We start from the raw sequence: 23,156 nt of genomic DNA, 5'->3' as shown, positions 1-23,156 counted from the left end.
CGGGTAGGCAGGACGCATGGACGTACTGAGCAGCCGGGTGCTGATCCACCCGCGCGACCTGGAGGCCTCGACCGCGTTCTACCGGGACACGCTCGGGCTGGCGATCCAGCGCGAGTTCCCCGGTGGCACGGTCTTCTTCGCGGGCGGCGGTTCGATCGAGGTCGTCGGCAGCAACGACGCGACGCCTTCGGCGGCCGTCGACCTGTGGCTGCAGGTGCGTGATCTGCCGGCGACGCTCGAGGAGCTGGCCGCGCGCGGCGTCACGCCGGTCCGCGGGGCGCAGCGCGAGCCGTGGGGGCTCGACGAGGCCTGGATCACCGATCCGGACGGCCTGCGCATCGTCCTGGTGCAGGTTCCGCCCGATCACCCGCTGCGCAGTGACCTCCGCTAGGGCTTGCGGGCCCGCAGCTGCGCCGCCAGGGCCGCGAAGCCCGGGGGCTCCCACGTCCACGTCTGCAGGTCGGTGAAGCCCGCTGCGGTGACCTCGGCGGCCAGGTCGTGGCGGGGGACCGGCAGCCACTTCTCGTGCGCGGACAGCAGCAGCCGGCCGCCGGGGCGCAGCACGCGGAACAGCTCGGCGAAGCCGGCCGTGCGGTCGTCCCAGAGCTGGACGTTGTTCACGCTCAGGACCACGTCCACGGACCCGGGAGCGCAGCCGGTGCGCGCCGCCGTTCCGTCACGCAGCGTCACGCGGTCTCCGCAGCGTTCGCGGCACAGGGCGCGCATCTCGGCCGAGGGTTCGACGCCGACGACCTCGGCCGCCAGGCGGCTGGCCGCGTCGAGGCCGACGCCCGGGCCGGGGCCCACGACCAGCACGGTTTCGTCGGGTTCCAGCCGCGCCAGGTCGACGAGCCGGTGCTCGGTGGCGGCGTTGCCGCGGGACATCAGCCGGCCGCCGACGCGGCCCAGCAGGCCGCTGGGGTGCCCGAACGCGCGGTCCAGCGCGGTGTCGAACGTCCCCGGGGGAGGGTGTGGAGTGCTCATCCTTCGAGGTCACCACGAGCCCGGCGCGCTCGCATCGGGGATGACCCCCAACCGCACCCGGAGGTCCATGGGACGATAGGAAGCGGCCACCCCCGACCTTTCCCGAGGACCACACGAGTGACAGCGCCCAAGACGTTCGCCGACACCACCTTCACGCCGCCGGAACTGATCCGCAACTTCTGCATCATCGCCCACATCGACCACGGCAAGTCGACGCTGGCGGACCGCATGCTGCAGCTCACCGGCGTCGTCGAGGAACGGGCGATGCGCGCGCAGTACCTCGACCGGATGGACATCGAGCGTGAGCGCGGCATCACGATCAAGGCCCAGAACGTCCGCCTGCCCTGGCAGGTCCAGGGCCAGGACCACGTGCTGCACATGATCGACACGCCCGGCCACGTGGACTTCACCTACGAGGTCTCGCGCGCCCTGGAGGCGTGCGAAGGCGCGATCCTGCTGGTCGACGCCGCACAGGGCATCGAGGCGCAGACGCTGGCCAACCTGTACCTGGCGCTGGAGAACAACCTCCAGATCATCCCGGTGCTCAACAAGATCGACCTGCCCTCGGCCGACCCGGACAAGTACGCGGCCGAGCTCGCGCACATCATCGGCTGCGAGCCCACCGACGTGCTGCGCGTCTCGGCGAAGACGGGCGTCGGCGTCGGCGCGCTGCTCGACGAGGTCGTGCGCCAGGTCCCGGCTCCGGTCGGCGACGCGGACGCCCCGGCGCGCGCGATGATCTTCGACTCGGTCTACGACACCTACCGCGGCGTCGTCACCTACATCCGCGTGGTCGACGGCAAGATCACCCCGCGCGAGAAGATCCGCATGATGTCCACCGGCGCGACCCACGAGCTGCTGGAGGTCGGCATCATCTCGCCGGAGCCCAAGCCCAGCAAGGGCCTCGGTGTCGGCGAGGTGGGTTACCTGATCACCGGCGTGAAGGACGTGCGCCAGTCGAAGGTCGGTGACACCGTCACCTCCGAGCGGCACGGCGCCACCGAGCCGCTGGCCGGCTACCGCGAGCCGAAGCCGATGGTCTACTCGGGCCTGTACCCGGTCGACGGCTCCGACTACCCGGAGCTGCGCGAGGCGCTGGAGAAGCTGCAGCTCAACGACGCGGCGCTCGCCTACGAGCCGGAGACGTCGGTCGCGCTGGGCTTCGGTTTCCGCTGTGGCTTCCTCGGCCTGCTGCACCTGGAGATCACGCGCGACCGCCTGGAGCGCGAGTTCGGCCTCGACCTGATCTCCACCGCGCCCAACGTGGTCTACCGCGTGGTGCTGGAGGACCGCAGCGAGGTCGTGGTCACCAACCCGTCCGACTGGCCGACCGGGCTGAAGATCTCCGAGGTCCACGAGCCGGTGTCGAAGGTGAGCATCCTCGCGCCGAGCGAGTTCGTCGGCACGATCATGGAGCTGTGCCAGAGCAAGCGCGGTGTGCTGCTCGGCATGGACTACCTGTCCGAGGACCGCGTGGAGCTGCGCTACAACATCCCGCTCGCGGAGATCATCTTCGACTTCTTCGACACGCTGAAGTCGCGCACCCGCGGGTACGCCTCGCTCGACTACGAAGAGGCGGGCGACCAGGTCGCCGAGCTGGTGAAGGTCGACATCCTGCTGCAGGGCGAGACCGTGGACGCGTTCTCGGCGATCGTGCACAAGGACGCCGCCTACGGCTACGGCAACCGGATGGCCACGCGGCTGCGCGAGCTGATCCCGCGCCAGCAGTTCGAGGTGCCGATCCAGGCGGCCATCGGCTCGCGCATCATCGCGCGCGAGACGATCCGCGCGATCCGCAAGGACGTGCTCGCCAAGTGCTACGGCGGTGACATCTCGCGCAAGCGCAAGCTGCTCGAGAAGCAGAAGGAAGGCAAGAAGCGCATGAAGACCGTGGGCCGGGTCGAGGTCCCGCAGGAGGCCTTCGTCGCGGCTCTGTCCACTGAGGACAGCGGCAAGGCCAAGAAGTAGCCGGCCGGCGAGCCCGCGCCGCACAGCACGGGCTCGCCGTCGGGCTTCAGCGGTTGCCGATGATCCTCTCGGCCGCCACGAACACCGCGACGCGGCGCTCCTCGGCCATCACGCGGTCGTACTCGGCCCAGTCGTCGTGGGTTCCGGTGGCGGCCTTGAAGACGTCGCGCAGCAACGTCGGCAGGCCGGCCGGGTCGAAGGCCGCGTCGGGGTCGTCGGGGCCGATGAGGTGGGTCTTGCCGGTCACCGACACCCAGTCCCAGCCGCGGCGGAACGTGAGGGTCGCGTGGCCGGTGGTGCGCAGCAGCTTGAGCTTGTGGGCCCCGCCCATCGCCACGAGGGCGACGCCGGGTTTGCCGGTCACGGGGTCGTCGAAGACCCCGGCGTTGACGACGGACGAGTGCACCGTCCCGTCGGCGCGGGTGGTCGAGATGGTCGCGAGGCCGTTCTCCTGCAGGGACAACGCGCGGACGTGCTCCAGATCGGCGGTCATGCCGCACAGTAACGCCGTGGCGGGTGTGCGTCTTCCCGGCTCACCCGCCCGAGCGCGTCACCGGAAGTGACACCCTGGCCGCGTTGCCGGCGGGTCCCGGTGATCATCCGGTCCGGCGCCGGGGACGAGCGACGCCGGCCGGTCGCGAGATCGACTTCGGTGCCAGTGCGGGGAAACTTCCGGCCGGACGGCGCGCCGATCCCGCGTATCGAAGCTCCGCAGCGGGTTACACGCAGGTCAGGCCGATTCCCGCCCCGAGGCTTCCGGCTTAACGACGGCGTTACGCTTCCGGCCTTCCGGACAAACGGCGGCGAGCGCACGCTTCCTGCATGAAGCAGGCCAGGATCGATCCGCGGACCAAGCGTCGTCTGAGCGCCGCCCGCCGGGTGCGGGATCTGCTCCGGGCGGCCATCGTGCACGAGGAGTTACCCGCCGGGGCGCTGCCCGGCGAAGCCGAGCTCATGTTGTCCTTTTCGGCCAGCCGTCAGGTCATCCGGGACGCTCTGGCCCTCCTGCGCGAGGAAGGACTCGTCAAGCGCGTGCAGGGGACCGGCACGTTCTCCGTCGCGTCCAAGGTGCGCCACGCCTTCAGCCACCTGCACGGCCCCGAACCGGCGCTGGAACGGGTGTCGCACCGGATTCTCGCGATCAGCCAGGAGGTGGCCGCGCCGCGCGTCGCCGATCGGCTGGGACTGCCGGTGGGTGCCGACTGCGGCGTGATCGAGTACCTCGCCGTGCTGGGCACCGAACCGTATTACGCCTGCACGGCCTACGTGCCGATCCCGCTGCTCGGGGTGGTGCGGCACGGGCGGACCGTGACCGAGTGGTATTCGGTCTACGAGGCGGCCGGGTTCGAGCTCGGCGTGACCGACCAGGCGGTGGAGGCGATCGTCGCCGACGATGAGGCCGCCGCCGTGCTCGACGTGCCGGCGGGCGCACCGCTGATGCTGTTCGAACGGCTCGTCCGCGACCGCCGCGGACGGCCTCTGGAATACGCGTTCGCCAGGGTGCGGGGTGACCGCATCGCGCTGCTGGCCCAACTTCCCCGCAACTGCCGGCAACGACGCCTGCCTCAACTCGCGCAGGAGGCGTGATGCCCGGTTATCTCGGCCGACGGTTGCTGATGACGATCCCGATCCTCATCGGCGTCTCGATCGTCATCTTCATCACCATCAAGATCATCCCCGGCGACCCGGTCGCTTCGATGCTCGGCCCGACCGGCAGCCCGGAGGCCAGGGCCGCCCTGCACGCGCGGCTGGGGCTCGACAACCCGTTGCCAGTGCAGTACTTCTCGTGGCTCGGCCACACCCTCACCGGCGACTTCGGCACCAGCATCACCCGCCACGACGCGGTCGCGCCCATCGTCCTGGACGCGCTGGTGAACACGCTGATCCTCACCGTCGCGGCCGGCGCGCTCGCCATCGTGCTGGGACTGCTCGTCGGCGCGCTGACCGGCCTGCGCCGCAGCGGCATCGCGGCCCGGATCGGCAACGCGTTCGCGCTGTTCTCGATTTCCGTGCCGCAGTACTCCATCGGGCTGCTGCTGATCATCTACCTCGCGTCGAACGCCGGTCTGTTTCCCGTCAGCGGCATGCACAACCCGAACGGCGACGGCGGGTTCGCGGACCTCGTCGACCACCTCATCCTGCCCGCGGTCACCGCGGCGCTGGTTCCCGCGGGGATCATCGCGCGGATGTTCCGCTCGTCCGTGCTCGACGTGATGAGCATGGACTTCGTCGAGGCGCTCACCGCGCGGGGTCTGTCGCGGGCCCGGGTGATGCGCCACGCCTTCCACAACACCGTGCCGTCGCTGCTGACCGTCGCGGGGCTGCAGGTCGGCTACCTGCTCGGCGGTGTCGTGTTCGTCGAGGCCGTGTTCCAGTGGCCCGGCATCGGGCTGCTGGTCTACCAGTCGATCACCCAGCGCGACCTGCCGGTGATCCAGGCGGGCGTGCTGGTCTCCGCGTTCGCGTTCGTGCTGATCAACCTCGTGGTCGACGCGCTGCACGGCCTCGTCGACCCGCGCATCCGCACCTGACGGCAGCGTCGCCGGTCCCCGTCCCCACCGACCGAACTCCTCGAGGAGTGTCTTCGATGACCGCACTGACCGAACCGGCACCGGCGACGTCGCTGCCCGATGCCGCACCGGCCGCCGCCCCGGCGCGCCGCCGCCGCAGGATGACCGTGAGCGCCACCGTCGCCGCCGCGGTGGTCCTCCTGATCGTGCTCACCGCCCTCGTCGGACCCCTGCTGGCGGGCGACCCGGTCGCGGGCGACACCGCGCACCGGCTGCTGCCGGCCGGCACCCCCGGCCACCTCCTCGGCACCGACGGCCAGGGCCGCGACGTGCTGGCCCGCCTCGTCGACGGAACCCGCCTGTCGCTGCTGGCCGGCCTGGTCCCGGTGGCGTTCGCCGCGCTCGTCGGCACCGGGCTCGGGGTCACCGCGGGCCTGTCCGGCAAGTGGGGCCAGCGAACGATCATGCGCACGCTGGACGTGTTCTACGCGTTCCCGGCGGTGCTGCTCGCGGTCGCGATCGCCGCCGCGCTCGGGTCCGGGCTGTCCAACGCGATCATCGCGCTCGCGGTGATCCTCGTCCCGCCGGTGGCGCGCGTCGCCGAGACGGAGACGCGGCGACTGGTGGATCTGGACTACATGGAGGCGGCGCGGGCCAGCGGTGCCACCCGCTCGGCCATCGCGCTGCGGCAGGTACTGCCCAACGTCGCCCCGCCGGTGATCGTGTACTGCACCGCGCTGATCGGACTGTCCATTGTGTACGCGGCGGGGCTGAGTTTCCTCGGCCTGGGGATCTCCCCGCCGACTCCGGAGTGGGGTCTCATGGTCAGCGAGCACACGCAGTACATCTACTCCGCGCCGTTCCTGGCCGCGATCCCCGCGCTGGCGATCCTCGTCGCGTCGGTCGTCTTCAACGTCCTCGGCGACGGCCTGCGGGATCTGCTCGACGTGCGAGGGGAGGCGCGGGCATGAACGCGGCCGTGACCCCGCCCCTGGCGGTCGAGGACCTCACCACCACGTTCGTCTCCCGGCACCGCCGGATCGAGGTCGTGCGCGGGGTGTCGTTCACGATCGGCCGCGGCGAGACGATGATGCTGCTCGGCGAGAGCGGCAGCGGCAAGTCCGTGACCGCCCGCTCGATCATGCGGCTCTACGGATCCGGCGCCGAGCTCGGCGGCAGCGTGCGGCTGAGCGGCCGCGAGCTCACCGGGCTCGCGGAGGCGCAGCTGCGCGACGTCCGCGGCGGCCAGATCGCGCTCGTGCCCCAGGACCCCACGGGTGCGCTCGACCCCTTGCGCCGCATCGGCGCGCAGCTGGCCGAGACGCTGGCCGTCCACGGCGTGGAGCGCGTGAAGACCGCTGCGCGGCGGCGGGCCGAGGAGCTGCTGGCGATGGTCGGCATCCCCGACCCGAAACGCGTGGCCGGCAGTTATCCGCACGAGCTGTCCGGCGGCATGCGCCAGCGCGCGGTGATCGCGATCGCGGTGAGCTGCGACCCGCAGGTGCTCATCGCCGACGAGCCCACCACGGCGCTCGACGTGACCGTGCAGGCGCAGATCCTCGAGCTGATCGCCGACCTGCAGCAGCGCCTCGGCATGGCGGTGCTGATGGTCACCCACGACGTCGGCGTCGCCGCGGACTTCGGCGGCCGGGTCGGGGTGATGTACGCGGGCAAGCTCGTGGAGGAAGGGCCGGCGCACGAGGTGCTCTCCGCCCCACGCCACCCGTACACGGCCGGGTTGCTGAACTCGCTGCCCACGCCCGGGGTCGCCCGGGGCACGCTGCACTCGATCGTCGGGGCACCGCCCGCGGTCGGCGCGTTCCCCGGCGGCTGCGCCTTCGCCCCGCGCTGCCCGCAGGCCCGGCGCGCGTGCACCCGGACCGATCCTCCGCTGACCGCGGTGGCCGAGGACCGGTCGGCGGCCTGCCCCGTGGTGAACCCGGAACCGGCGTCGGTGGTGGCGTGATGGCCGACGAGCTGCTGCGGGCCGAGGGCCTGACCAAGACGTTCGGCAACGGGGTGCGGGCCGTCTCCGACGTGTCCCTGACCGTCCACAAGGGAGAGACGCTCGGCGTGGTCGGCGAGTCCGGCTGCGGGAAGTCCACCACCGGGAAGATGCTGCTCGGCCTGCTGTCGCCCGACAGCGGCGCCGTGACCTTCGACGGCGAGCCCTTGGCCGGGCTCAGCCGCTCCCGGATGCGGGCGCTGCGGGCCCGCCTGCAGGTGGTGCCGCAGAACCCGCAGACGTCGCTGAACCCCCGGCTGCGCGTGCGCCAGTCGATCGAGTTCAACCTCCGGGCGCACGGCGTCGAGCGCGGTGCGCGCCTGCCGCGCGTGCTGGAGCTGCTGGAACGGGTGGGGCTCACCGCGGCACAGGCCGAACGCTTCCCCCACGAGCTCTCCGGCGGCCAGCTGCAGCGCGTCGCGATCGCCCGCGCACTGGCCACCGGGCCCGATCTGGTGGTCTGCGACGAAGCGGTGTCCGCTTTGGACAAAAGCGTGCAGGCGCAGGTGCTCAACCTGCTCGCCGACCTGCAGGCCGAGACCGGCGTCGCGTTCCTGTTCATCTCCCACGACCTGGCCGTGGTGGAGCACATCTCCGACCGGGTGGCCGTGATGTACCTCGGCCGGGTCGTGGAACTGGCCCCGGCGCGCGAGCTGTGGGCCACCCCGCGCCACCCGTACACCCAGGCGTTGCTGTCGGCGACCCCGGGACAGGGCCGCGAGCGGATCGTGCTCTCCGGCGACCTGCCCAACCCGGCCGATCCACCGTCCGGCTGCGGGTTCCGCACGCGCTGCCCGGTCGCGGAACCGGCTTGCACGACCGAGTGGCCGGCGCTCGCCGAGGCGGCACCCGGTCACCGGGCCGCCTGCGTCCACGTGAGCCCGGTGCCCGTACCGGGCTGATCCCGCCACCCAGCCAGCCCAGCGGCCGCGCCGGCCGCCGGGCCGACCCGCACGCCCTCGACCCCCCTGCCGAGAGGAAAACCCTTGTCCCCCAACCGTTACTTCGCGCGGCGGAGAGGCCGGACCGCGCTGCTCGGCGCGTTCGCCGCCGCCGTGTCGCTCCTGCTGTCCGCTTGCGGCGGCAGCGCCACCGCCGGCGGCTCCGGCGGCAACACGCTCACCATCGGCATGACCGCGTCCGACATCCCCGTGCTCGACACCGGGCTCGCCCAGGGCCAGGGCTACGAGGGCCTGCGCTTCGTGGCGAACCAGCTGTTCGACGGCCTGACGAAGTTCGACCTGACCAAAGCCGACCAGATCCCGAAGATCATCCCCGACCTCGCCGAATCGTGGACGCCCAACGCCGACCTGACGAGCTGGACCTTCAAGCTGCGGCCCGGCGTCACCTTCCACGACGGCACCCCGTGGAACGCCGACGCGGCGATCTTCAACCTCGACCGCTACACGAACAAGAACAGCCCGCAGTACTACCAGGAGCTCAACGCCCAGGGCGGGTTGTCGATCGCCGGGATCAAGACCTACCACAAGGTCGACGACCTGACGATCGTGATCGACACCAACGGCCCGTGGGCCTACCTGCCCAGCGATCTCGCGACGGTGTACTTCGCCAGCCCCACGGCGGTGAAGGCCGAGGGCAACCAGGGCTTCGCCGAGAAGCCGGTGGGCACCGGGCCGTTCAAGTTCGACTCGCTCGTGCGGGGCCAGCGCATGGTGATGCTGGCCAACGACAAGTACTGGGCCGGCCGGCCCAAGGTCGACAAGGTCATCCTGCGCCCGATCCCCGACCCGACCGCCCGCGTGGCGGCCCTGCGGTCCGGTGAGGTCAACTGGATCGAGGTGCCGCCGCCGGACGACGTGCCCAACCTGAAGTCGCAGGGCTTCCAGGTGCTCACGAACTCCTACGACCACATCTGGCCGTGGGTCTACAACCTCGCGAAACCGCCGTTCACCAACGTGAAGGTGCGCGAAGCGCTCAACTGGGCCATCAACCGGAAGGCACTGGTCGACAACATCCTCAAGGGCACCGCGGAACCGGCCCTGGGCTACGTGCCCCACGCCAACGCGGCGTACGAGCCCGCCGACGACGCCTACGGCTACGACCCGGCCAAGGCCAAGCAACTGCTCGCCGAAGCCGGCTACGCAGGCGGGTTCACCATGACGCTGTCCTACCCGACCAGCGGCTCAGGCAACATGGTCCCGACCCCGATGAACACCGCGCTGCAGACCGACCTCGCCGCCGTCGGGGTGAAGGTCCAGCTCAAGCCCATCGAGTGGGCGGCCATGCTGACCGACTTCTTCAGCGGCAAGATCCCGGACAACGCCGACGCCCTCAACATCTCGCTGAGCTACCAGCAGGAAGGCTTCTGGCGCAACTGGTTCGGCACCGGTTCGACGGCCAACGCGGGCAAGTACAGCAACCCCCAAGTCGACGCCCTGTTCGCCAAGGCGCGCACGGTGCTCGACGACAAGGCGCGGGCGAGCCTCTACTCGCAGGCCGCGCAGATCCTCGCGAAGGACTCGCCGTGGCTCGTCGTGGTCGACGACCGCAACCCGCGTGTCCTGTCCTCCAGCGTGCACGGCTTCGTGCAGGCGCAGTCCTGGTTCGCCGACCTCACCCAGCTGTCCGTCGGCTGACCGGCCCCACCGAAAGGAGATCGCCATGGCGATGCCTCGCGGCCGCATCCGCGGCTTCGTGCGCAGGCCGACGCCGCAGGAGCTGTCGGAGCTCGGCGCGACCGAGCACCTGTCCCTCACCCCGCGGGAAGCCGAGCAGTACGCGCAGATCCTCGACCGGACGTTCGCCGGCGTCGACCGGCTGGACGAACTGCACGCGCCCACCCCGCCGTTGACCTACACCGACCGCGATCCCGGCGGCCCGGTCGACGACACCGAGGACCCGTTCCACGCGTTCATCCGGCGCTGTCACGTGAAAGGCGCGCCGGGCGGGCCGCTCGCGGGACTCACCGTCGGCGTCAAGGACAACCTCGCCGTGGCGGGGGTGCCGGTCACCAACGCTTCACGGACGCTGAGCTACACGCCGACGTCCGACGCGGTCGTGGTGTCCCGGCTGCTCGCCGCGGGCGCCGACGTCACCGGCAAGACGAACCTGGACGACTTCTCCACGTCCGGCACCGGCGAGTCGAGCTGGTACGGCCCGGCCCGCAACGCCGTCGACCCCACCCGGTCGGCCGGCGGCTCGTCGGGCGGCTCGGGATCGGCCGTCCGCTCCGGCGCGGTCGATCTCGCAATCGGCGTCGACGAGGGCGGTTCGGCCCGGATTCCCGCGTCCTTCAACGGGATCGTCAGCATCAAACCCACCCAGGGCCTGGTTCCCTCCCACGGGCTGACGTACATGGACCACACGATCGACGCCGTGTGCCCGATGGCGGGCACGGTGGAGCTGACCGCCCGGATGCTCGACGTGATGAGCGGGCACTCCGACCGCGACCCGCAGTGGGTCCGGGGCACGGCCGAGCCGACGAACGCCGTCGCCGCGCTCGGCGAAGGGGTGGCCGGTCTGCGGATCGGTGTGGTGACCGAAGGGCGCGACCCGGCCCTGTGCGAGCCGGGCGTGCTCGCCGCGCTCGAGTCCTCGTGCGCCGCACTGGAGGCCGCCGGCGCGACCGTGACCCCGGTTTCGATTCCCCTGTGGACGGACGCGTGGGCCATCGAAACCACGTTGCTGATGCATCTGGCGTGGCTCAACGCCCAGTCCGACGGTGCCGGCTACGCGCACCTCGGCGAGGTGGACGTCGAGCGGACCCACGCCTTCGGCCTCGTCCGGCGGCTCGAGGCGGACTCGTTCCCGCCGTTCTTCAAGGTGTGGCTGCTGGGCGGAAGGTACTTGCACGACAAGTACTTCTCCACCTACTTCGCCAAGGCCGCGAACCTGCGGCGAGCCCTGACCGCACAGCTCGACGCGGCGTTCGCCGGGTTCGACCTGCTGCTCACCCCGACCACACCGCAGGTCGCGCCGGTGCTGCTGGACCGGCCCGCCGAGGACCCGGAGCTGCTCGCCCGCGGCACCACGATGGTCAGCAACACCTGCGTGCTCAACCTCACGGGGCACCCGGCGCTCGCGGTGCCGAGTGGCGTGGACCCGGAAACCTCGATGCCGGCGTCGATCCAGATCATCGCGCCGCGGTGGCAGGACGCGCTGACGTTCCGGGCGGGTGCGGTCGTGGAGGACGCGGCGGGTGTGATGCCGGGCGGGATCACGGCCCAGCCCGCCACCCGGCCCGAACCGCAGCCGGCCGGTTCGCGGTGATCGAAACCGTGCCCGCGCGGGCACCCGTGTCCGGCCCGGTGCCCGGCTCCGGGCCGGACGCTCGCCGCCGGTTCCACCTCGTCGTCGTGGTGGCCGGCGTCGGGTTCGGGCTGACCGCGCCGTTCACGGCGCTGCTCGTGGTGGGGCTCGGCGGCCCGCCGTCGTGGGCGGCCTTCGTGGTCTCCTCGATCGGGCTTTCCCTGCTGCTGGTCGATTTCCTCGGCACCCGGTTCGTGCCGCGGGTGTCCTCGCGCACCGCGCTCACGGTGTCGTTGCTCGTGTTCGGCGTCGGCTGCCTGCTCTCGGCGGCCACCACCAGCTGGGAGGTCGTCGGGCTCGCGCGGGTGCTGCAGGGGTTCGGCACGGCTTTGTTCATGGGCGGCGGGATCGCGCTCGCCGTCCGGCTCGTCGGCGAACGGGTGCGCGGGAGCGCGATCGGCACGTTCAACGCGTTCTGGTTCCTCGGCGTCGCGACCGGTCCGCTCGGCGGTGGCCTGATCGCGGCGGTGGTGCCGGGACCCGACGGGTTGCGGCTGCTGTTCGGCGTGTGCGCGGCGGTGAACCTGGCCGGTGCGGTGGCGGCGTGGTTCCTCGCGCCCTGCTGGGTTTCCGCCGTCCGGCCCCGGCTCGGGCTGCCCGCGGGCCTGGGAGTGCGCGGCCGCCGGATGTGGTCGGTGCTCGTGCTGACCGGGCTCGGGCAGGCGGTGCGGTCCGGGCTCGCGCTGACGCTGGTCCCGTTGCTGGGCGCGCAGCTCGGCATGGGCTGGGTCGCCTTGGGGCTGGCGTTGTTCGCGATGTCGGTCACCGACGTCGGCGCGATGCACTTCGGCGGCCGGTTCGGCGACCGGCACGGGCGGCTGCTCCCGCTGGCGGCCGCGCTGGCGTGGGGCACCGTCGCCGTGCTGGCCCTCGCCACGGTGGTCCGCGGCCCGGTCGCGTTCGCCTTCGGGGCGCTCGCCACCGGCGTCACCGTCGGCACCACGTGGGTCGTCCCGGCCGCGATGACCGTCGATCTCGCCGAGGACCCGGACATCGCGCTCGCCGCGTACCGGATCGCCTGTGACATCGGGATGCTCGCCGGCGGGCTGCTCGCCGGAGTGGGCATCGCCGTCGGCGGCGTGCACACCGCGCTCGCGGCCACGGCCGTCTGCCTCTTCGGCGGTCTCCTGCTCACCCTCACCGTCCGGGAGACGCTGCCCCGCCGTCCCCACCTGTCCGTCGTCAAGGAGGAAACCGTGCCGCTGCCCGCGCCCGAGGAGTTCGCCGTGTTCGCCGCGAACTCCGACATCACCCTCACCCCGCAACGCCTCGCGCAGGCCTACGCCACACACACCCACTACCGCGCGGATCTCGAACGCCTGCGGCGACTGCCCCTGCCGTTCACCGAGCCGGTCAGCGAACCGGCCACCGCGCTCGCCTGGATCACCCGGGGAGGCACCGCATGACCGACCTCGCCGACCTCACCGCGACCGAGCTGCTCGCCGCGTTCGCCGCCGGCACCGCGACCCCGAGCGAAGCCGTCGCGGCCTGCCTGGCCCGCATCGAGGCCACCGACCCCGGGCTCAACTCGGTGATCACCCTGCTCACCGACTCCGCGCGGGCGAAGGCGGCCGAATCGGACGCGCGCTGGCGCGAGGGCACCGCCCGGCCGCTGGAGGGAGTTCCGTACGGGCTCAAGGACATCGTCGCCACGGCCGGGATCAGGACGACCGGCGGCTCGGCGCTGTATCGCGACTACGTGCCGGAGACGGACGCGGTGCTCGCGGCCCGGCTCGCCGACGCCGGCGGGGTGCTGCTCGCCAAGCTCGCCACGTTCGAGTTCGCCTGCGGCGGCGCGGTGAACAAGACGTTCGGCCCCACCCGCAACCCGTGGGACCCGCGGCGCACCACCGGAGGCTCGTCGTCCGGCTCCGGCGCGGCGGTCGCGGCGGGCCAGGTGCCGCTGGCGATCGGCACCGACACCGGCGGCTCGATCCGCATCCCGAGCGCGTTCTGCGGGATCACCGGGATCAAGGCGACCTACGGCCGGGTGCCCCGCCACGGCGTGATGGGGCTGTCCTGGACCATGGACCACGCCGGGCCGATGACCCGCAGCGTCGCCGACGCCGCGCTGATGCTCGACGTGATCGCCGGGCCCGATCCGCTCGACCCGACCACCCTGCCCGCGGAGGACAGCCCGTTCAGCGCGGCGGTGGGCCGGGACGTCAGCGGCATGCGGGTGGCACGGGATCGCGCGTTCCTCGAAGGCGACCTGCACCCCGCGGTCGCCGAGGCGTACGAGTCGGCGCTCGGCGAGCTGACCGGGCTCGGCGTGGAGCTCGTCGACGTGGAGCTGCCGACGTTCGAGCTCGCCGCCGTCGCCGGCTGGTGGATCATCTACGCCGAAATGCTCTCCCTGCACGAAGAGCACGTGTCGGGAATCGAGGACCGCGACGAGATGGGCGCGTCGCTGCTGGGCGCGGCTCCGTTCGTGAGCGCCGCGGACTACCTGCGGGCGCTGCGGCTGCGCCCGGTGTTCCAGCGTGAGCTCGACGCCGCGATGGCCGGCTGCGCGGCGCTCGTGACGCCCGGCCTGAGCGCGCTGCCCCCGTTCATCGCCTCCGAGATGACGTCGGACCTCGGCAACCGCGAGGTGCCGTGGCTCGACGCCGCCTGCCGCACGAGCGTGCCGTTCAACCTCACCGGCTCCCCGGCGCTGGTGCTGCCCTCGGGCGAGATCGGCGGACTGCCGGGGAGCCTGCAGTTCGTCGGCCGCCCGCGCGACGAGGCCACGTTGTTCGCCCTCGGCGGTGCCTACCAGGCCGCCACCACCCACCACCTGCGCCGCCCGGCCCTGCCCGCGGCCGCTTGAGGAGGACGCGATGTACCTGACCATCACCGAAGCCGCCGCGGCACTGCGCGCCGGCGAGACCACGTCGGTGGAACTCACGACCGCGGCCTACGCGGCCGCCGACGCCCACGACGAGGCACTGGGGGTGTACCTGGCGCGGTTCGACGAGACGGCGCTGGCCGCCGCCGCGAAGGCCGACGCGGAGCTGGCCGGCGGCGTCGACCGCGGCCCGCTGCACGGAATCCCGTTGGGAATCAAGGACATCATCGCCACCGAGGAGGGCGAGACCACCGCGCAGAGCCTCGTGCTCGACCGCGCGTGGGGCGCCGGCGGGGACGCTCCCGTCGTGGCGCGGCTGCGGGCCGCCGGGGCGATCGTCACCGGCAAGACCAGCACCATGGAGTACGCGATCGGCACGCCCGACCCCGACAAGCCGTTCCCGATCCCGCGCAACCCGTGGAACACGGAGCGCTATCCCGGCGGTTCGAGCTCGGGCACCGGGAGCGGGGTGGCGGCCGGGCTGTTCCTCGGCGGACTCGGCACCGACACCGGCGGCAGCATCCGGTACCCCGCGACCAGCTGCGGGATCACGGGTCTCAAACAGACCTTCGGCCGCGTCCCGAAAGCCGGGTGCGTGCCGCTGGGCTACAGCTACGACCACATCGGACCGATGGCGCGCAGCGCCGAAGACTGCGCGGTGATGCTCGCCGTGCTCGCCGGTCACGACAGCAGCGACGCGACGTCGGCCGACCGCCCGGTCGACGACTACACCAGCGGGCTCACCGGCTCACTCGCCGGGCTGCGGATCGGCATCGACCGCCTCCTCGACCGCTCGCCGCTCACCGCGCCGGAGCTCGACCCGGCGCTGGACGCGGCCGTCGCCGAGCTCGTCGCGTCCGGGGCCGAGGTCGTCGACGTGCGGCTGCCGCTGTACGACGAGCTCAAGACCGCCACGATGGCCGGGCTCTCGGCCGAGGCGTACGCCTACCACCAGCCGGACCTGCGCTCGCGCTGGACCGACTACGGGGCCGGCACCCGCATGGCGGTCGTCACCGGCGCCCTCGTCAGCGCGGGTGACTACGTCCAGGCCCAGCGCGTCCGGCGCGTCGGACAGCGCCAGGTCGCCGCCCTTTTCGCCGACGTGGACCTCATCCTCACGCCGACGAGCGCGTGCGGCGCCCCCGAGGTGGACAAGCTGACGCTCGACAAGATCGTCGACGCGCTCCACACGCCCTACTGGAACGCGCTCGGCAACCCCGCGATGTCCGTGCCCATGGGTTTCACCGCCGACGGGCTGCCGCTCGGCCTGCAGATCGTCGGCAAGCCGTTCGACGAGGCCACCGTGCTCGCGGCCGGGTACGCCTACCAGCAGCGCACCTCCTGGCACCGCCAGGTTCCCCCGCTGTCGTGAACCCCGTACCAGGAAAGGAAACTCCCGTGACACCCGATCCCGCGACCGTCGTCCCCGCCCTGCTCTCCGCCGCCGGTGTGACGCCGTCGGCCGAGGAAACCGCGCTCCTCATCGCCGGCTACCCGTCGCTCTCCGAAGAGATCGAGAAGCTCTACGCGGTGCCGGAGGCCCGGTACGAGGAGCCGGGCCTGATCTTCCGCGCCGAGTTGTAGGCGTCCTGCTGAGGCGTTCCGCGTGAACGCCTCAGCAGGCCGGCCCTGTCGGATCAGTCCGAAGTGGACTCACGCTGTTCGCCGCGCGCCAGCACGGAGTGGCGGCGGCTGTAACCGAAGTAGACGGCCATCCCGATCACGAACCAGATCGCGAAGCGCAACCACGTCTCCGGCTTCAGGAACGTGATCAGCCAGATCGAGAAGACCACCCCGATGATCGGCACCACCGGCATCCCCGGCGTCCGGAACGTGCGGGGCAGATCGGGGCGCTTGTACCGCAGCACGATCACCGCGATGCACACCACCACGAATGCCAGCAGAATCCCGATGTTGGTGAGCTCGGCGGCCTCGCCGATCGGCAGGAACCCGGCGATGACCGCCGACGCCACGCCGAGGATCCACGTGGTGCGGGTGGGCACCTTGCGCACCGGGTGCGTCTTGCCGAACCACTTCGGCAGCAGGCCGTCGCGGCTCATGGAGTAGCCGACGCGCGTCGCGCCGAGCAGGAAGGTGAACAGCACGGTCAGGATGCCGATGATGGCGCCGACCGCGATCACCGCGCCCAGCCAGCCCAGGCCCACCGACGCGAACGCGCTGGAGAACGCCGCTTCGGGGTCGATGTCCTGGTAGTTCACCATGCCGGTCAGCACGAGGCACGCGAGGACGTAGAGCACCATCGAGATCGCGAGCGAGTACAGGATCGCCTTCGGCATGTGCTTCTGGGAGTCCTTCGACTCCTCGGCCGCGGTGGACATGGCGTCGTAGCCGAAGACCGCGAAGAAGACCGTGGCCGCACCCGTGAACGCGCCGCTGACGCCGAAGGGGAAGAAGTTGGTGTAGTTGCCCGTCTTGATGTGGAAGGCGCCGACCACGATCACCAGCACCACGAGCGCGACCTTCAGGTACACCAGCAGCGTCTCGAACCGCGCCGCGTTTTTCATGCCCTGGTTGAGGATGAACGCGATGAGCAGGCACAGCACCACGGCGAACAGGTTCACCACGTACGAGCCGTGCGCCACGCCCTCGGGCTCCGTGCCCGGCGCGCCCGACATCCACTGCGGCAGCGAGACGTGCAGGAAGCCCAGCAGGTCGTTGAAGTAGCCGGAGATTCCGATGGCGACCACCGCCACGATCGCGGTGTACTCCAGAAGCAGGTCCCACCCGATGAACCAGCCGACGATCTCGCCCAGCACCGCGTAGCCGTAGGTGTAGGCCGAGCCGGCGCGCGGGATCAGCCCGGCGAACTCGGCGTACGAGAACGCCGCCGCCGCGCTCGCGACGCCCGCGATGAGGAACGAGATCAGCACGGCGGGGCCGGCCGTCTGGTTGGCCACCGCGCCCGCCAGCGAGAAGATCCCGGCACCGATGATGCCGCCCACGCCGATCGCCGTCAGCTGGCGCAGCCCCAGTGTGCGTTGCAGGCCGTCACCGCCGCTCTCGATCGTCTCGATCGGTTTGCGCCGGAAGATGCCGGACCCTGTTCCCAGGCTGCGCGGAGCGGACATCGATGTCTCCTCATACGTCGTGAACCGAGCCCGGGTCACGGGCTCTGGCAGCGCACCGTACTAGGCCGTGTCCGCTGTGTCACCGATGTTCCGAAGCGGGCGGGAACTCAGCCCGCCGCGGTGTCCTCCGCGGCTTGGGACGCGGCACGCGCGGGCCGGGACACGTCGCCGGGGCGGACGGCGCCCGCGGCGAAGAAGGTGAGGAGCTCGGCGATCTCGGGTGGGTCGTCGAGCTGGGGGCAGTGGCCCCAGTCCTCGCGCACCAGGAGGCGGCTGTGCGGCACGAGGGTGTGCAGGCGGCGGCCGGCGGCCGAGGAGACGAGCTTGTCCTTGCCGCAGGCCACGACCAGGAGCGGGACGTGCACGCGGTCGAGCTGGTAGGCGTCGGCGAGCTCGGTGACGAGCTGGCGCGCCTGCTCGAGGCGGGAGGTGGTGGCGCGGTAGTCGGGGAAGAGCGTGGTGAAGCGGCGGACCTGGCCGGCGTCGGCGGTGCCCGCGTCGGCGTACAGCAGGCGGGGGACGACCTGCTCGGCGACCGCGCGGACCAGGAACCCGGGTACCGGCAGCGGGAGCGCGGAGTACAGCCGCAGCGGCAACGGGTTGCGTGCGACCGTGCGGACGAGCCACGAGTCGACGAAGCCGGGCGCGGCGATCGACACGACGCCGACGAGCGGCAGCCGCGGGTTCTGGGCCGCGCGCAGGCCGAGCGTGCCGCCGAGGGAGTTGCCGGCGAGCACCACCGGGCCGAGCACGGCCTGCTCGCGCACGACGGCGGCGGCGAACGCGTCGAGCTGGGGGAGCATGGGGCCCGGGCGCAGGGGCTGGGCGTCGCCGAAACCGGGCAGGTCCACGGCGACGGCCGCGATGCCCGCGGTGGCGAGCTCGGCCAGCACAGGACGCCAGGTGTCGGCGCTGTCGCAGTAGCCGTGGAGCAGCACCAGCCGGGGTGCGCGGGGTTTCCCGGTGCCCCGCTTGCGGGACCGCTTGGGCGCTTCGGCCTCCACCACCGGTGGACCGACTTCGAGCACCCGCGTCCGCACTCCGGCGAAGCGCCGGAAGGAGACCCGGACGGGATCCGGTTCGCTGCTGGGCCGGCCGCCCCGGACAGCGGGTGCGGGCCGCTTCGATGCGGTCATGTCTACAGGTTAACCGTTCAAGGTCGAGTTCTGGTCGAACATCGGGGGTAACAAGCCGATTGCGAACTCGGGGTGTTGACGGTTAACGGAATGCGGCGTACAAGCACCGGCCCGGGCTGATCCGTGACGGAAAAGCCCAGGCCGGAGGGTTTCTGTCGACTCAGCGGGTGAAAACGATCTTGCCCGCGGTCTCGCCGTCGAGCATCGCCCGGAACCCCGCCTCGGCCTCGGCCAGCGGCAGTTCGGTCCCGATCCGGGGCTTGATCCCCTTGAGGTCGAGGTAGCTCAGCATGTCGGCCAGCTCGTCGCGTGTGCCCATGGTCGAGCCGGCGACGCGCAGCTGCAGGAAGAACACCCGCTGCAGGTCGGCCGACGGGTCCGGGCCGCTCGTGGACCCCGACACCACCACGATGCCGCCCGGCTTTAGCGACTTGAGGGTGTGCGCCCAGGTGGCCTTGCCCACGGTCTCGAACACCGCGTCGACCCGCTCGGGAAGCCGCGCGCCGGACTCGAACGTCTGGTGCGCGCCGACGCTCTCGGCCACCGCGCGCTTCTCCTCGCTGCGGCCGGTCACCCACACGCGGAAGCCCGCCGCGCGCCCGAGCGCGATGAGCGCCGTGGACACGCCACCGGACGCGCCCTGCACCAGCATCGTCTGGCCGGGGCGCAGGCCGGACTTCACGAACAGCATCCGGTACGCGGTCAGCCACGCCGTGCCCATCGTCGCGGCTTCGGGGAACGTGAGCCCGGCCGGCTTGGGCACCACGTTGCGCGCGGGCACCACGACCTGCTCGGCGAACGTGCCCTGGTGCTTCTCGGTCAGCAGGGTGCGCTTCGGGTCGAGTGTGTCGTCGCCCTGCCAGCCCGGGGCGTGGACCACGGAGTGGATCACGACCTCGGTGCCGTCGTCGAGCGTGCCGGCGCCGTCGCAGCCCAGGATCATCGGGAACTGGTCGGGCTTGATGCCGACGCCGCGCAGCGTCCACAGGTCGTGCATGTTGAGGCTGGCGGCCTTGACGTGCACCCGGACCCAGCCTTCGGGCACCTCGGGCTCGGGCCGCTCGCCGGCGACGAGAGAGTCGAGCGGGGCCTCGGCGTTGGGTTCCTTCGCGTATACGGCGAACATGGCAGCAACCTACCGCCCCTGGGCGCGCCGACGCAGCCTGGCGCGCGTAGGCTCACACCTGTGTTCAACGGGCTGGCCGACTGGTGGGACGGGGTCGAGCTGTGGCTCGCCCAGGCTTGGTTCCCCGTCCAGTTCGTGCTGGTCATGGTCGTGGTCGTCCCGCTGTGCCTGCTCGCCGCGTGGGTGATCGACAAGCTCGTGGGCCGCTTCGCCCGCTGGTTCGGCCCGGCCCGCGACGACGACAACCCGCCCTCTTAGGCTCACTCACCATGGTCAACCGCAGGCGGATCACCGCCGCACTCGTCGGTCTCCTCGTGCTGGTGCTCGCGGGCTGGCTCGTGAAGGAGAACGTCGGGGACTCGTCCTCGTCGGCCCCCGCCACGCCGAGCAGCTCCGCCCCGGCCGGCGCCTCGGGCGTCGCCGCGAAACTGCCCGGCAGCGACTCCGGGCTGCCGGTGAAACCGTTGTCCGGCTTGCCCTCGCAGGCGCGCGACACGTGGAAGCTGATCCAGGCGGGCGGGCCGTACCCCTATCCGCGCAACGACGACGTCGTGTTCGAGAATCGTGAGAAAGTGCTGCCGCGGAAGCAATCGGGTTACTACCACGAGTTCACGGTGACGACGCCGAAGAGCCCCGACCGCGGCCCGCGTCGCCTGGTGACCGGGCAGGCCAAGGAACTGTTCTACACCGACGACCACTACGCGTCGTTCGTCGTCGTGGACCCGAGCCGGTGACGCCGGCCGACGAGGCGAAGGCCGCCGCGGACGAGGCCTTCGCACGGGGCGCGTACCCGCACCTGGTCAACGGCGGCACCGTGGACAAGGCCTCCACGCTCGACGCGATCGCGAAGGCCATGTCCTTTCCGGACTACTTCGGCCGCAACCTCGACGCGTTGTACGACATGCTCACGGACCTGTCGTGGCTGCCCGCCGGCGAGCACGTGCTGATCTGGCGCGGCTCGGAAGCCTTGCGCCAGGCCGAACCGAAGAACTACCTGGCGATCCGCAGCGTCCTTTCCGACGCCCAGCGCGCGCTCGGCCCGGTCGACGGCAAAGCCGATTCCTGGCAGCTGACGGTCGTTCTCGCCGACTCGTGACCATCCCGATCCCCGCTGGCAGATCGGGGATCGGGACGCCGGCCTCAGCTCAGTCTTCGGGGACCCAGTTCGGTTTGCGCTTCTGGGCGAACGCGAGGATGCCTTCCTGACCTTCCTCGCTCGCGAAGAACCCGGCCGACAGCTCGTTCATCGCGGCGAAGCCTTCCGACGGCGTGGCCGGACGCGGCTTGCTCAGCAGGGTTTTGGTCGCTGCCAACGCGTTCGGGCCGCCGAGCGTCAGCGACTTGAGGTACCGCTGCACGGTCTCGTCGAGCTCGGCGGCGGGCACCGCGGCGTTGAGCAAACCGATCTCCACGGCCCGCCGCGCGTCGAACACGTCGCCGGTGAGGAACAGCTCGTGCGCGGCGCGGGGGTTCAACCGCGGCAGCACCGTCAGCGAGATCACGGCCGGCACCACGCCGATGCGGACCTCGGAGAACGCGAACGTCGCCTCGGGCACCGCGACCGCGATGTCGCACGCGGCGACCATGCCGATGCCGCCGGCACGGGCCGGGCCGGCCAGGCGCGCCACGACCGGCTTCGGGCTGGTCCACAGCCGCTCGAGGATCTTCGGGAACTCGTTCACACCCTGGTCGCCGGCCCCGGCCCCGCGGGCCTCCTTGAGGTCCATGCCGGCGCAGAAGACCGGGCCGGTGTGCGTCAGGAGCACCACCCGCACGGCGTCGTCGGCGACGGCCTTGTCCAGCGACTCGGAGAGCTCGCGGCGCAGCTGCGCGGACAGGGCGTTGCGGTTGTACGGGGAGTCGAGGGTGATCGTGGCGGTGCCGCCCACCACGTCGTAGTGCACCAGTTCGTCAACCATGGCACCACAATCGCACACGGGCCCGCGGGGGAGCCTGTGACGTGCGTCGGGGGCCGCCGGGACGAGGGCGGCCCGGGCCGGGAACGACAGTGTGGCGACGCCGCCGGCCACCGTGAGCTTCGGCGCCGTCACGTCGGCGTCCAGGGTCAGGTGCCACCCAAAACGCGTATCGGATTCGGCTTTAGGTGCTGACCTGCGCAGGAGCGTGCTGCTAAAGCGGTATCCGGGTCACGACGTCCGCGTAGCGGTGCAGCACGGCGGCGGCCACGCGCGGGTCGGTGCCCAGCGGTTCGGCGAGGAACACGGCGCGGTCGGCCTCACGCGCGTGCACCGCGATGCGGTCGGGCAGCAGTCCGGGCGCGAGGAACCACGACGCGACGACGATCCGCCGCACGCCCCGAGCCCGCAGCCGCGCCACGGCGGCGGGTACGTCGGGCTGCGCCGCGCTCGCGAACGCCTCGGTGACCGGCAGCCCCAGCTCGCCCTCCCAGCGGGCGGCCAGGTCGGCGACGGCGGCGTTGGCCCCGGCGTTCGACGAACCGACGGCGCTGACCACGACCCCGTCGCCCGGGCCCAGGCCGGCGCCGGAGAGCCGGTCGAGTGCGACGCGTTCCAGCATCGGGTCGACGCCCAGCACCTCGGACACCCGCACGTCGAAGCCCGGGCACTCCGCCTTGACCTCGGCGACGAGCGCGGGCAGGTCCACTCGCGCGTGGAACGCAGTGCCGAGCAGCAGTGGCACGACGACGGCGGCGCGGTGGCCCTGCGTGTACAGCCGGTGCAGGACGTCGGTGACCCGCGGTTGCGAGAGGTCCAGGAAGGACTCGTAGACCTCGATCCCCGGCGCCTGCGCGCGCACGCGCTCCACGAGCCCCCGCACGGTCGCGGCCGAGCGGGGGTCGCGGCTGCCGTGCGCGACGGGGACGAGGGGAGCCGTCACGGGAACCGTTCGCCGACCAGCCCGGCGGCGAGCGTGTCGCCGTCCTTCGGGTCGATGACGAGGAACGCGCCCGTGCGCGGGCTGTCGGTGTAGTCGTCCACGCCCAGCGGCTCGGCCAGGCGCAGCTCGACGCGGCCGATGTCGTTGAGGTCCAGCGAGTCCGGATCGTCCACACTGGACAGCGTCTGCTCGTCGAAGCGGGCGGTGAGCTCAGTGACCATGGCCTGGACCGTGCGCGTGCCGTGCTTCACGAGGACGCGCGCGCCCGGCTTGAGCTGCTTCGACGAGAGCCAGCACAGCGTCGCGGTGAGCTCGTCGGTGACGCGGGGCGCGCGATCGGCCACGGCGATGAGGTCGCCGCGGGAGATGTCGAGGTCGTC

23 protein-coding genes and 1 pseudogene are annotated in these 23,156 nt (G+C 71.8%); 16 read left to right on the top strand and 8 right to left on the bottom strand.

What is annotated here, in order from left to right; translation table 11 throughout:
• The first annotated feature begins 16 nt into the window (after nucleotides 1–16).
• On the top strand, nucleotides 17–391 hold the full coding sequence (locus tag AB0878_RS31520) for a VOC family protein (RefSeq protein ID WP_366583856.1): 375 nt from the start codon (nucleotides 17–19) through the stop codon (nucleotides 389–391).
• On the opposite strand, the gene AB0878_RS31515 is transcribed toward AB0878_RS31520, so the two are convergent.
• Nucleotides 388–984 (bottom strand): class I SAM-dependent methyltransferase, encoded by a 597-nt coding sequence (locus AB0878_RS31515; protein ID WP_366583855.1) that lies wholly within the window; start codon nucleotides 982–984, stop codon nucleotides 388–390. The two genes, AB0878_RS31520 and AB0878_RS31515, sit on opposite strands and share 4 nt — an antisense overlap.
• A gap of 117 nt (nucleotides 985–1,101) precedes the next feature.
• On the opposite strand from AB0878_RS31515, the gene lepA reads away from it, so the two are divergent.
• Nucleotides 1,102–2,952 carry a translation elongation factor 4 gene (gene lepA, locus AB0878_RS31510; RefSeq protein WP_366583854.1) on the top strand — a complete coding sequence of 617 codons (1,851 nt, stop codon included), beginning with the start codon at nucleotides 1,102–1,104 and terminating at the stop codon, nucleotides 2,950–2,952.
• A gap of 46 nt (nucleotides 2,953–2,998) precedes the next feature.
• Here the strand turns inward: lepA and AB0878_RS31505 are convergent, their stop codons facing one another.
• On the bottom strand, nucleotides 2,999–3,445 hold the full coding sequence (locus AB0878_RS31505) for a pyridoxamine 5'-phosphate oxidase family protein (protein ID WP_366583853.1): 447 nt from the start codon (nucleotides 3,443–3,445) through the stop codon (nucleotides 2,999–3,001).
• Between the two features lie 329 nt (nucleotides 3,446–3,774).
• Between AB0878_RS31505 and AB0878_RS31500 the strand changes: the two genes are divergently transcribed.
• The 11 genes from AB0878_RS31500 to AB0878_RS31450 all read left to right on the top strand — a co-directional run bounded on the left by AB0878_RS31500 (nucleotide 3,775) and on the right by AB0878_RS31450 (nucleotide 16,150).
• Nucleotides 3,775–4,539: a GntR family transcriptional regulator gene (locus AB0878_RS31500; protein WP_366583852.1), complete on the top strand. Its 765-nt coding sequence runs from the start codon at nucleotides 3,775–3,777 to the stop codon at nucleotides 4,537–4,539.
• Nucleotides 4,539–5,483 (top strand): ABC transporter permease, encoded by a 945-nt coding sequence (locus tag AB0878_RS31495; protein WP_366583851.1) that lies wholly within the window; start codon nucleotides 4,539–4,541, stop codon nucleotides 5,481–5,483. The genes AB0878_RS31500 and AB0878_RS31495 overlap by 1 nt, the downstream gene beginning before the upstream one ends.
• A gap of 56 nt (nucleotides 5,484–5,539) precedes the next feature.
• Entirely contained in the window at nucleotides 5,540–6,433 is an 894-nt protein-coding gene (locus tag AB0878_RS31490) for an ABC transporter permease (RefSeq protein WP_366583850.1), read from the top strand.
• On the top strand, nucleotides 6,430–7,428 hold the full coding sequence (locus AB0878_RS31485) for an ABC transporter ATP-binding protein (protein ID WP_366583849.1): 999 nt from the start codon (nucleotides 6,430–6,432) through the stop codon (nucleotides 7,426–7,428). The genes AB0878_RS31490 and AB0878_RS31485 overlap by 4 nt, the downstream gene beginning before the upstream one ends.
• Nucleotides 7,428–8,369, top strand: coding sequence for an ABC transporter ATP-binding protein (locus AB0878_RS31480; protein WP_366583848.1), 942 nt, complete (start codon nucleotides 7,428–7,430; stop codon nucleotides 8,367–8,369). Before AB0878_RS31485 ends, AB0878_RS31480 begins: the two co-directional genes overlap by 1 nt.
• A gap of 84 nt (nucleotides 8,370–8,453) precedes the next feature.
• Nucleotides 8,454–10,064 (top strand): ABC transporter substrate-binding protein, encoded by a 1,611-nt coding sequence (locus AB0878_RS31475; RefSeq protein ID WP_366583847.1) that lies wholly within the window; start codon nucleotides 8,454–8,456, stop codon nucleotides 10,062–10,064.
• Nucleotides 10,065–10,089: 25 nt separating this feature from the next.
• The gene (locus tag AB0878_RS31470) at nucleotides 10,090–11,697 is read left to right on the top strand and encodes an amidase family protein (protein WP_366583846.1); all 1,608 of its coding nucleotides are present in this window, start codon (nucleotides 10,090–10,092) and stop codon (nucleotides 11,695–11,697) included.
• Nucleotides 11,694–13,142 carry an MFS transporter gene (locus AB0878_RS31465; protein ID WP_366583845.1) on the top strand — a complete coding sequence of 483 codons (1,449 nt, stop codon included), beginning with the start codon at nucleotides 11,694–11,696 and terminating at the stop codon, nucleotides 13,140–13,142. The genes AB0878_RS31470 and AB0878_RS31465 overlap by 4 nt, the downstream gene beginning before the upstream one ends.
• Complete coding sequence (locus AB0878_RS31460) at nucleotides 13,139–14,548, top strand: amidase (RefSeq protein WP_366583844.1); 1,410 nt, start codon at nucleotides 13,139–13,141, stop codon at nucleotides 14,546–14,548. Before AB0878_RS31465 ends, AB0878_RS31460 begins: the two co-directional genes overlap by 4 nt.
• A 10-nt stretch (nucleotides 14,549–14,558) precedes the next feature.
• On the top strand, nucleotides 14,559–15,938 hold the full coding sequence (locus tag AB0878_RS31455; RefSeq protein WP_366583843.1) for an amidase: 1,380 nt from the start codon (nucleotides 14,559–14,561) through the stop codon (nucleotides 15,936–15,938).
• A gap of 26 nt (nucleotides 15,939–15,964) precedes the next feature.
• A complete protein-coding gene (locus tag AB0878_RS31450) occupies nucleotides 15,965–16,150 on the top strand; it encodes a hypothetical protein (protein ID WP_366583842.1) in 186 nt (61 codons plus the stop codon).
• A gap of 53 nt (nucleotides 16,151–16,203) precedes the next feature.
• On the opposite strand, the gene AB0878_RS31445 is transcribed toward AB0878_RS31450, so the two are convergent.
• The 3 genes from AB0878_RS31445 to AB0878_RS31435 form a co-directional block, all read right to left on the bottom strand.
• The gene (locus tag AB0878_RS31445) at nucleotides 16,204–17,655 is read right to left on the bottom strand and encodes an amino acid permease (RefSeq protein WP_366583841.1); all 1,452 of its coding nucleotides are present in this window, start codon (nucleotides 17,653–17,655) and stop codon (nucleotides 16,204–16,206) included.
• Nucleotides 17,656–17,762: 107 nt separating this feature from the next.
• Nucleotides 17,763–18,791 (bottom strand): alpha/beta hydrolase, encoded by a 1,029-nt coding sequence (locus AB0878_RS31440; RefSeq protein ID WP_366583840.1) that lies wholly within the window; start codon nucleotides 18,789–18,791, stop codon nucleotides 17,763–17,765.
• Nucleotides 18,792–18,951: 160 nt separating this feature from the next.
• Entirely contained in the window at nucleotides 18,952–19,917 is a 966-nt protein-coding gene (locus AB0878_RS31435; protein WP_366583839.1) for a zinc-binding dehydrogenase, read from the bottom strand.
• A 60-nt stretch (nucleotides 19,918–19,977) separates the two neighbouring features.
• Here AB0878_RS31435 and AB0878_RS31430 point away from each other — a divergent pair, with 60 nt between their 5' ends.
• The 3 genes from AB0878_RS31430 to AB0878_RS31420 are packed head-to-tail and all read left to right on the top strand — an operon-like array spanning nucleotide 19,978 to nucleotide 21,013.
• On the top strand, nucleotides 19,978–20,175 hold the full coding sequence (locus AB0878_RS31430; RefSeq protein ID WP_364054715.1) for a hypothetical protein: 198 nt from the start codon (nucleotides 19,978–19,980) through the stop codon (nucleotides 20,173–20,175).
• An 11-nt stretch (nucleotides 20,176–20,186) separates the two neighbouring features.
• Nucleotides 20,187–20,651 (top strand): ribonuclease domain-containing protein, encoded by a 465-nt coding sequence (locus AB0878_RS31425; RefSeq protein ID WP_366583838.1) that lies wholly within the window; start codon nucleotides 20,187–20,189, stop codon nucleotides 20,649–20,651.
• Nucleotides 20,648–21,013, top strand: coding sequence for a barstar family protein (locus AB0878_RS31420; RefSeq protein ID WP_285973937.1), 366 nt, complete (start codon nucleotides 20,648–20,650; stop codon nucleotides 21,011–21,013). The genes AB0878_RS31425 and AB0878_RS31420 overlap by 4 nt, the downstream gene beginning before the upstream one ends.
• Before the next feature lie 49 nt (nucleotides 21,014–21,062).
• On the opposite strand, the gene AB0878_RS31415 is transcribed toward AB0878_RS31420, so the two are convergent.
• The 3 genes and pseudogenes from AB0878_RS31415 to AB0878_RS31405 form a co-directional block, all read right to left on the bottom strand.
• Entirely contained in the window at nucleotides 21,063–21,836 is a 774-nt protein-coding gene (locus AB0878_RS31415; RefSeq protein ID WP_366583837.1) for an enoyl-CoA hydratase-related protein, read from the bottom strand.
• Between the two features lie 211 nt (nucleotides 21,837–22,047).
• The gene (locus AB0878_RS31410; protein ID WP_366583836.1) at nucleotides 22,048–22,776 is read right to left on the bottom strand and encodes a sirohydrochlorin chelatase; all 729 of its coding nucleotides are present in this window, start codon (nucleotides 22,774–22,776) and stop codon (nucleotides 22,048–22,050) included.
• A pseudogene (locus AB0878_RS31405) lies at nucleotides 22,773–23,156 on the bottom strand (sulfate adenylyltransferase); the annotation flags it as partial. The pseudogene AB0878_RS31405 and the gene AB0878_RS31410, both read right to left, overlap by 4 nt.

Source organism: Amycolatopsis sp. NPDC047767 (genome assembly GCF_040704195.1).
Lineage (GTDB): Bacteria > Actinomycetota > Actinomycetes > Mycobacteriales > Pseudonocardiaceae > Amycolatopsis.
The sequence above is the reverse complement of the archived record's forward strand: the minus strand, read 5'-3'. Positions and strand labels throughout refer to the sequence as shown.

Excerpts from the sequence above, each read along its gene's own strand:
- AB0878_RS31520 (WP_366583856.1), top strand. The coding sequence starts at position 17 with ATGGACGTACTGAGCAGCCGGGTGCTGATCCACCCGCGCGACCTGGAG.
- AB0878_RS31515 (WP_366583855.1), bottom strand. The coding sequence starts at position 984 with ATGAGCACTCCACACCCTCCCCCGGGGACGTTCGACACCGCGCTGGAC.
- AB0878_RS31505 (WP_366583853.1), bottom strand. The coding sequence starts at position 3,445 with ATGACCGCCGATCTGGAGCACGTCCGCGCGTTGTCCCTGCAGGAGAAC.
- AB0878_RS31500 (WP_366583852.1), top strand. The coding sequence starts at position 3,775 with ATGAAGCAGGCCAGGATCGATCCGCGGACCAAGCGTCGTCTGAGCGCC.
- AB0878_RS31495 (WP_366583851.1), top strand. The coding sequence starts at position 4,539 with ATGCCCGGTTATCTCGGCCGACGGTTGCTGATGACGATCCCGATCCTC.
- AB0878_RS31490 (WP_366583850.1), top strand. The coding sequence starts at position 5,540 with ATGACCGCACTGACCGAACCGGCACCGGCGACGTCGCTGCCCGATGCC.
- AB0878_RS31485 (WP_366583849.1), top strand. The coding sequence starts at position 6,430 with ATGAACGCGGCCGTGACCCCGCCCCTGGCGGTCGAGGACCTCACCACC.
- AB0878_RS31480 (WP_366583848.1), top strand. The coding sequence starts at position 7,428 with ATGGCCGACGAGCTGCTGCGGGCCGAGGGCCTGACCAAGACGTTCGGC.
- AB0878_RS31470 (WP_366583846.1), top strand. The coding sequence starts at position 10,090 with ATGGCGATGCCTCGCGGCCGCATCCGCGGCTTCGTGCGCAGGCCGACG.
- AB0878_RS31460 (WP_366583844.1), top strand. The coding sequence starts at position 13,139 with ATGACCGACCTCGCCGACCTCACCGCGACCGAGCTGCTCGCCGCGTTC.
- AB0878_RS31455 (WP_366583843.1), top strand. The coding sequence starts at position 14,559 with ATGTACCTGACCATCACCGAAGCCGCCGCGGCACTGCGCGCCGGCGAG.
- AB0878_RS31445 (WP_366583841.1), bottom strand. The coding sequence starts at position 17,655 with ATGTCCGCTCCGCGCAGCCTGGGAACAGGGTCCGGCATCTTCCGGCGC.
- AB0878_RS31440 (WP_366583840.1), bottom strand. The coding sequence starts at position 18,791 with ATGACCGCATCGAAGCGGCCCGCACCCGCTGTCCGGGGCGGCCGGCCC.
- AB0878_RS31435 (WP_366583839.1), bottom strand. The coding sequence starts at position 19,917 with ATGTTCGCCGTATACGCGAAGGAACCCAACGCCGAGGCCCCGCTCGAC.
- AB0878_RS31425 (WP_366583838.1), top strand. The coding sequence starts at position 20,187 with ATGGTCAACCGCAGGCGGATCACCGCCGCACTCGTCGGTCTCCTCGTG.
- AB0878_RS31415 (WP_366583837.1), bottom strand. The coding sequence starts at position 21,836 with ATGGTTGACGAACTGGTGCACTACGACGTGGTGGGCGGCACCGCCACG.